Genomic DNA, 7,842 nt, shown 5'->3' with positions numbered 1-7,842 from the left:
TGGTTAATCGTTGGTTTCATGTATGCTGTATTTAAAATAGCATATTTAGGGCATTTCGTTATTTGTTTACATAATTTTAAGATTGTCAGAATCAGAATGTCAAGGATTTAAGGATGTACAGGATGTGATTGTTTGATTATTGGTTAGTTGTTGATGATTAGGATAGAGAAAGGTTAATTTTTATGAAATTACTGTAATAATCAATACATCATTTACCTCTAGTAATCATCAAATAACCATCCTGTAAATCCTAGAATCCTGGTTATCCTGATTCAGACAAAAGGTTAATTTGTATAAAATTACTGTAATAATCAATACATCATTTATGTCTAGTAATCATCAAATAACAATCCTGTAAATCCTATAATCCTGATTATCCTGATTCAGACAAAATATTAGACATCTCCAGAAAAGAATGTAGAGACGTTCCATGGAACTTCTCTACAAGGGTTGTAAGTCACGCATATTTAATTTTCACCAGATGTCTATTAAGTAAATCGTCATCAACCATCAAATAACAATCCTGTCAATCCTTTAATCCTGGTTATCCTGATTCTGACAAAAAATTATAAACTGAGTCATTAATCATCAAATAACAATCCTATAAATCCTTAAATCCTGGATATCCTGATTCTGACAGTTTAGAGTTTATAATTAAAATACAGTACAATATTGCCTATAACCTGGTAAATGACATAAATAATTATGAATGTACAACTTGTTAACTCCCTTGTAGAAATTGTTTCCAAATTAACTCCCGAAGATCAAAAACTTTTTTTATCTAAACTTTCTCACAGAAATATAATTCCCTCAGCAGAACAGCAAAATTTAACATCAGAGGAAAAAGTAGCACAATTTCAAGAATGGTTATCTCAATTTCCTCAAAGTAGTATTACACTATCAGATGAAGCACTGCGTCGAGAAAATATTTATGATGATAGAGGAATATGAAAAGCTATTTACTTGATACCAATATTATTCTTAGATTTGCAAATTTTCAATCTCTGGAATACAACCTGATACGGAATACTATTTCTGAAATTTTATTACGAGGTGGTCAATGTTTTATTACCTCTCAAGTAATTATTGAATTTTGGGTTGTTGCAACTCGTCCTGTTAACGTTAATGGCTTAGGATGGAATATAGAACAAACTACTCAAGCAGTACAAATGCTAATAAATCAATTTGATTTAATAGAAGAAACACCAGATGTATTTTCTATTTGGTTGAACTTAGTAACAACATATAATATTTCTGGTAAACGCACTCACGATATACACATATTAGCAGTGATGCTTGCTCATAATATCAGCCATATTTTAACTTTAAACCCCAAAGATTTTATAGCTGTTCCAGAAATTACCATTATTCATCCTCAAAGTATTAATAGCTAAGAATATTGCGAGTAAAATTATCCTGTTAATCCTATAATCCTGGTTATCCTGATTCAGACAAAATATTATACTTTCTGAAAACCAGCTTCTCTCATATTAAGATCAGTGTTATAGCGGAGATTAAAAATATATATATATTAAAAGTAATGTATTAACTAAGTATATTTACTAGTTGCGTTAATCTCAATCTATGTTATATGATATGAGGTTTATTTGAAATGGAGACAAAAATACAAGCAACGAAAATAAGTGCTAGAGTGAATAAATCATCTCAATTCAGCTTTATATCGTCTGTGATAGTTCAATACATAGATTTAACGAACTTGACTATGAGTGGATTTAAGTTAGGCTAAAAACGTCTCAATTTTATCAAGTACGATTCTGACAGATCGGGGAAACCAAAATGTAAATTTTAGTACCTGTGTTTGCTATAAGTACCTGAAAAATTGAATAGTTTGATACTGCTTAAAGAATCGTTATCCACTAACCTAAACAAGTTAACTAATTAACGAACTCATAAACTGCTAAAAATTGTGAATACTATTCTACAATGCCAGTTTATGAGAAAATCTAAAGAAAATATAAAATAAACTCAACTGACTGTGGTGTCTGGAGGGACAAGTGTTTTTAAGACTAGCAAACGAACATAGACAATTTATTCAAGATTTGGTAATGAATTTGCAAGCCTTAGCGGTTGTACTAGAACGGCATGGTTATCCTGCTTCCTGCTATACTTGCGGCAATCAGATGAACAGTGCATCCTTCATGGTCAGCTTAGGAGACAACCATCTAATTCGCTTTTTAGTATCCGACTATGGAATTACTTGGACAGAAATGCGTGATGATCGGGAATTAATGAAATTAGAAGGTGCGGAAGCGATTAGCCAGTTAGAAGAACTAGCTACCCTTGTCAAAGAGGCAATACAAACCTCTAAAAATACTGGGTATTCATCTCCCAAAGGCAAACGGATCTTACAGAATACTGTGGGAAGTGGGAAAACCCACCGATAGTAATTACAGATTATAGGGGCAATTTCTTCAGAAAGCCAGGTACATGAATTGCCCCTGTAGTAACGTAATTAAGCTTCACATAGACTTGGTGATCATGGAACTTGCTGTTGATGTGATAAATTTTGGTGTATTAATATTAAATTCTAAAAAATCGTTATCTTTGAGAATTTGATAGAGATTCACATCTTTCTCTAGTAAACAAGCATGACCGCTATTTGGGAGGAGAAATGTCCGATTATTTGGTAATATCTCCGCTAATCTGGCGATTTCACTGACGGAAGGCAATAAAAGATCGCTACCACTCCCAATGAGTAAAATTTCTTGTGTTAGCCGTTGTAAATCGTTCTTATCAACGTGGAAATCTCGCAGCAATGATAAACGCCAGTTTACCGTTGCTGAGGGCAGGGAACGCATAGCTGTAAGCAGTCTATAGCGATCGCTTTGAGAAATCCGTGCTAATGATGCCAGAAACGGTAATAACCCTAATGCACCCAGATTAAATAGGGATGATGGCACAAACTGAGTCATCTGGGATATCCAATTAAACCAGAATTGCTGGTGCAAAGATGAAGCGGGATTAATTAAAATAATCCGTTTAAATAACTGCGGTGATTGAATTGCGACTTGCATTGCTAAACAACCACCAAAAGATTCACCACATAGGTATATTGGGCGTTGACAGCTTGTTTCCAATTCAGCGTGAATCAAGTCCAAAACATTCCTTGCTAAAACGTCCCAAGTCGCAAGATAGTTTTTGGGTATAGCCAAGCAACGAATATCTAAACAAGAGGCTAATTCAGAGATTTGGGTTTGCAATAATTCACCACTCCCATCCATTCCTGGTAAATAGATGAATAACGGGGAATTTGATTGTACTGGTTTTGGAGTTAAAAAACAAGGTTGAGGATCAACTGCTGGCATTTTGCTGATTTTTATTCGTCTACTCTATCTTTAACTTTACCCTTTCCGTTATCCAGATAGGGATTGTGCCGAAATTTTTATCCTTTTTGCTTTGTCTAAAATCAACCTTTCCACATAAAAAATAACCCACTCTGAAACCATGATTACAGAATTTATGGCGATTTGTATTCATCATATATAAGTATGTGAAAGCGTTAAATCCTCCTCACTGGCAATAGTGTCAGATTGGTGCTGTATTCAACTATTAGCAGTCAGCCAAAAGCAGGAATAACAAAGAAAAGGAAATATTTATTTCCTGGAAGTTACAGCTTACACCCAGGAAATTATGGTTAATTTTCTGTATTTTCACCTTTAAAGCTGTTAGCTTAATGCTTAATGCTTAACAGTTTTGTCAACTATTACTGGGAGAATCTGATATGGGAATTAGATCCACACAATTATTTATATCGCTAGAGTTTCAGTTAGTGTATTCCCTGTAACTACCAATGCAAGAAACAGGTTTTACCATGATTATTAATTAGTAAATACTTTCGCTGATTTGGCCAGAAATCAGGTGAATTTATAGAAGTAATTAAACAATTCTTCAGTCCATAAACTTGTTATCATCCAGAAGGAGTTTGAAAAAAACAGTAGCAATGTTATATAATTGCGTAGTTTTGTCTAGATAATCTAGATTATTAATAGAGAAAACTGATTAATAATAATTTGCTTTTATTGTCCATGAATCTTGTGAATAAAACAGAAAAGACTTTTGCACTGACCACACCACTATACTATGTCAATGATGTCCCCCATATTGGCAGTGCTTATACAACTATAGCAGCGGATGTAGTAGCCAGATTTAATCGCTTGCAGGGGCATCAGGTGCTACTAATTACAGGTACAGATGAACATGGTCAAAAAATTCAGCGTTCAGCAGCGAGTTTAGGAAAACCACCACAGGATTTTTGTGATGAAATTGTCCCCAGTTTTGTCAGATTGTGGGATTTACTCGATATTCAATATGACCGCTTTAGTCGAACTACAGCACCCCGTCACCAAGCCATAGTTAAAGAGTTCTTCCAGCGGGTTTGGGAAAATGGCGATATTTACCAAGGAGAACAAAAGGGTTGGTACTGCGTTTCCTGTGAAGAGTTTAAGGAAGAACGGGATTTACTCGCAGATAAACACTGTCCCATTCATACTAACAAACAAGTAGAGTGGCGAGATGAGCAGAACTATTTCTTCCGCTTGTCTAAATATCAAACTCAGTTGGAGGAATTTTATCAATCTCACCCAGATTTTATCCAACCTGTCAGCAGACGAAATGAAGTTTTCAATTTTGTCACCCAAGGTTTACAGGATTTTTCGATTTCGCGGGTAAATCTTGATTGGGGTTTTCCCGTACCTGTGGATTCTCAACATACATTATATGTATGGTTTGATGCTTTGCTAGGTTATGTTACAGCATTGTTAGAACCAGATGCAGAACCAACCTTAGCTAATGCTTTACAAACATGGTGGCCGATTAATCTGCACTTGATTGGTAAAGATATTTTACGCTTTCATGCTGTCTACTGGCCAGCAATGTTGATGTCAGCGGCTTTACCTTTACCAGACAGGGTATTTGGACATGGTTTTTTAACTAAAGATGGTCAAAAAATGGGCAAGACTTTAGGTAATACTCTTGATCCTATCGCTTTAGTGGAAAATTATGGTAGTGATGCCGTTCGTTATTACTTCCTTAAGGAAATCGAATTTGGGAAAGATGGCGATTTTAATGAAATTAGGTTCATTAATGTTTTGAATGCAGATTTAGCAAATGATTTAGGTAATTTGTTAAATCGGACTTTAAACATGGTGAAGAAATACTGCGCTAGTCAAGTACCGTCCATTAGCCATTCAGACATTCCATCGGAAAATCCTTTGAAAGCGATAGGGTTACAGTTGGGAGAAAAGGTGAAACAAGCATACACAGCATTAGCTTTCAATGAAGCCTGTCACTACATTTTATCTCTGGTGCAAGCCAGTAATAAATTTATAGATGATCAAGCCCCTTGGTCATTATATAAACAAGGTAAACAGGAGGAAGTGGAAGCGGTGCTATATGCGGTTCTGGAATCTGTAAGATTAGCAGCTTATCTTCTATCCCCAATTATTCCTAATATCAGCAGTGATATTTATCAGCAATTAGGCTGGGGGATCAATTTTAATGAACAAAAAGAAAGTGCAATTTTAGCTCCTTTTTGTACCCACTCAACCTGGGGAATATTATCCGAACAACAAATATTGGGAACACCAAAACCAGTTTTTAAACGGATAGAAACATCAAAATAAAAGATTAATTTTGGGAACTGCGAATTTCTTAAAAAACCAAAGAATTCGGGGCTATTAATTACATCTTAATAGTAGATCAAGGAAGTAAATAATCAAAACAGTTTTACTGATGATTGAAGATTCCTGATGTATTAGCCCCGGAGACTTATCATTAGCAACTCTAATAAGCAGATAGTTAGAAATTTCTATCATCACAGGGATAACAACACAAGGTATGACAATAATGTTGAACAATTTTGAAAACGACTCAATATTTACGCCAGAACAAGTTTTGGAAAATCGGGGTCGGGTGGCTATCTTTATTGATGGCTCAAACTTATTTTATGCGGCGCTTCAACTGGGAATCGAAATTGATTATACTAAGTTATTGTGCCGTTTAACTGGTGGATCAAGGCTGTTACGCGCTTTTTTCTACACAGGTGTAGATCGGACAAATGAGAAGCAACAGGGCTTTTTGTTATGGATGCGTCGCAATGGTTATCGAGTTATTGCTAAGGATTTGGTGCAATTACCAGATGGCTCTAAAAAAGCTAACTTAGATGTAGAAATAGCTGTTGATATGATGGCTTTGTGCGATTCCTATGATACCGCAGTTTTAGTCAGCGGTGACGGTGATTTGGCTTATGCTGTCAATTCTGTGAGCTATCGTGGTGTGAGGGTAGAGGTGGTGAGTTTGCGTTCTATGACTAGTGATAGTTTAATTAATGTGAGCGATCGCTATATTGATTTAGAAGCTATCAAAGAAGATATCCAAAAAACTCCCCGTCAAAGTTATCCATATCGGCCATTGTCTAGTATGGGCTTTTTAGACGATCATCGAGATAATAGTAGACATTTAGAAGTTCCAGAATAATGCAATATGCACAAGGTAGGGAGAATAGAAGACAAGATGCAAAACATCAAAGGGGATCTAAAAATCATTCTCCCCACTTTTATTCATTTTTTGGGTTGCGATTACCAACTAATTTGTTTTATCTGCCTTTGATCTTGTGTTTAGGTTTATGCTTGTCTGCTTGCGGTAATCCATCACCAACTCAATCAAAAACTGATAATCCATCTCCAAAGGAGGATGACACTAAGTTAACTTTTTTCGGTGTGGCTTTAGAACAGTTTGATGAGGTAGGGAAACCAATTTGGAAAGTTAAAGCCAAAGAAGCAAAATACACTACAGATAAGCAAATTGGTGAGGCAGAAAGTCCTCAAGGAGAACTTTACCAAGATGGAAAAGTTGTCTACCAAATTAAAGCAGATAAGGCTGATATTAAGCAAGATGGTAAGCAACTTTTTCTTAAAGGTAAAATTGTAGCTACCGATCCCCGCAATGGGATTGTTTTCCAAGGTAATGAGTTAGAATGGCGACCTCAAGAAGATTTATTGATTGTTCGCAATCAGTTAAATGGTAGTCATAAACAATTACAAGCTGTAGCTCAAGAAGCAAAGATCAAAACTCGTGAACAACGGGTAGAATTTTCAGGGGGAGTATTCGCAAAATCTACAGATCCACAGTTGCAAATGCGAACTGATCATTTAATGTGGCATATTAAGGAGGAGAAATTATTTAGCGATCGCCCAATCCAAATAGAAAGATATAAGGATAACAAAATCACTGGACGTGGTAACGGTAATGCCGCAGAAATTAATTTAAAAACTCAAATTGCCATTCTCCAACCACAGGCAAAATTAGAGTTATTAGATCCATTGATACAAATTATTAGTAACTCAATTACCTGGAATATTAAGAAAGAAAATATCACCACAAATTCTCCCATTCGGATATTCCAATCTGCTGAAAATGTCACTGTCACTGCTAATCAGGGACAAATGAAAATACCAGAAAATAAGGTATATCTCACTGGTAATGTGAATGCAGTTGGGCAACGTCGTCAGTCTTTAAAATCAAATCAACTTACTTGGTATTTAGATAAAAAATTGTTAGAAGCGCAGGGAAATATCGTTTATCGTCAAATTGAACCAAAATTAACTTTCCAAGGGGAAACAGCCGTCGGTAATTTAGAAACAGAAAATATTGTTGTCAAAGGTGGTAATTCTGGACGCAGAGTGGTAACAGAAATTATCCCCCAGGAAGGAAGGTAGGGGGAGTAGGGCGAGTAGGGGAGTAGGGGGAGTAGGGCGAGTAGGGGAGTAGGGGAGAAATTATCTTCTTCTTCTCCCTTCTTCCTAACAACTGACAACTGTACGG

At 35.8% G+C, this 7,842-nt stretch carries 7 protein-coding genes; 6 read left to right on the top strand and 1 reads right to left on the bottom strand.

Annotated features, from left to right (window positions below):
* The first annotated feature begins 705 nt into the window (after window positions 1-705).
* From FJR08_RS15925 to FJR08_RS15915, 3 genes are all read left to right on the top strand, one after another.
* Complete coding sequence (locus tag FJR08_RS15925) at window positions 706-951, top strand: hypothetical protein (protein WP_168633820.1); 246 nt, start codon at window positions 706-708, stop codon at window positions 949-951.
* Window positions 948-1,394, top strand: coding sequence for a type II toxin-antitoxin system VapC family toxin (locus FJR08_RS15920; protein WP_168633819.1), 447 nt, complete (start codon window positions 948-950; stop codon window positions 1,392-1,394). Before FJR08_RS15925 ends, FJR08_RS15920 begins: the two co-directional genes overlap by 4 nt.
* Window positions 1,395-2,015: 621 nt before the next feature.
* Window positions 2,016-2,405, top strand: a complete 390-nt coding sequence (locus FJR08_RS15915; protein ID WP_168633818.1) for a DUF1815 family protein — start codon at window positions 2,016-2,018, stop codon at window positions 2,403-2,405.
* Between the two features lie 75 nt (window positions 2,406-2,480).
* Here the strand turns inward: FJR08_RS15915 and FJR08_RS15910 are convergent, their stop codons facing one another.
* A complete protein-coding gene (locus FJR08_RS15910; RefSeq protein WP_148760761.1) occupies window positions 2,481-3,326 on the bottom strand; it encodes an alpha/beta fold hydrolase in 846 nt (281 codons plus the stop codon).
* 720 nt (window positions 3,327-4,046) lie between these two features.
* Here FJR08_RS15910 and metG point away from each other — a divergent pair.
* The 3 genes from metG to lptC all read left to right on the top strand — a co-directional run bounded on the left by metG (window position 4,047) and on the right by lptC (window position 7,736).
* Window positions 4,047-5,642 carry a methionine--tRNA ligase gene (gene metG / locus FJR08_RS15905; protein WP_168633817.1) on the top strand — a complete coding sequence of 532 codons (1,596 nt, stop codon included), beginning with the start codon at window positions 4,047-4,049 and terminating at the stop codon, window positions 5,640-5,642.
* A 223-nt stretch (window positions 5,643-5,865) separates the two neighbouring features.
* A complete protein-coding gene (locus FJR08_RS15900; RefSeq protein ID WP_148760765.1) occupies window positions 5,866-6,495 on the top strand; it encodes an NYN domain-containing protein in 630 nt (209 codons plus the stop codon).
* A complete protein-coding gene (gene lptC / locus FJR08_RS15895) occupies window positions 6,495-7,736 on the top strand; it encodes an LPS export ABC transporter periplasmic protein LptC (protein ID WP_174783124.1) in 1,242 nt (413 codons plus the stop codon). The genes FJR08_RS15900 and lptC overlap by 1 nt, the downstream gene beginning before the upstream one ends.
* Window positions 7,737-7,842 lie beyond the last annotated feature (106 nt).

Source organism: Dolichospermum sp. UHCC 0260 (assembly GCF_009711985.1).
Lineage (GTDB): Bacteria > Cyanobacteriota > Cyanobacteriia > Cyanobacteriales > Nostocaceae > Dolichospermum > Dolichospermum lemmermannii.
This window is presented reverse-complemented; position numbering and strand designations above follow the sequence as displayed.

Bases quoted from the DNA above. Each gene is read 5' to 3' on its own strand.
- FJR08_RS15925 (WP_168633820.1), top strand. From the start codon at position 706: ATGAATGTACAACTTGTTAACTCCCTTGTAGAAATTGTTTCCAAATTA.
- FJR08_RS15920 (WP_168633819.1), top strand. From the start codon at position 948: ATGAAAAGCTATTTACTTGATACCAATATTATTCTTAGATTTGCAAAT.
- FJR08_RS15910 (WP_148760761.1), bottom strand. From the start codon at position 3,326: ATGCCAGCAGTTGATCCTCAACCTTGTTTTTTAACTCCAAAACCAGTA.
- metG (WP_168633817.1), top strand. From the start codon at position 4,047: ATGAATCTTGTGAATAAAACAGAAAAGACTTTTGCACTGACCACACCA.
- FJR08_RS15900 (WP_148760765.1), top strand. From the start codon at position 5,866: ATGTTGAACAATTTTGAAAACGACTCAATATTTACGCCAGAACAAGTT.
- lptC (WP_174783124.1), top strand. From the start codon at position 6,495: ATGCAATATGCACAAGGTAGGGAGAATAGAAGACAAGATGCAAAACAT.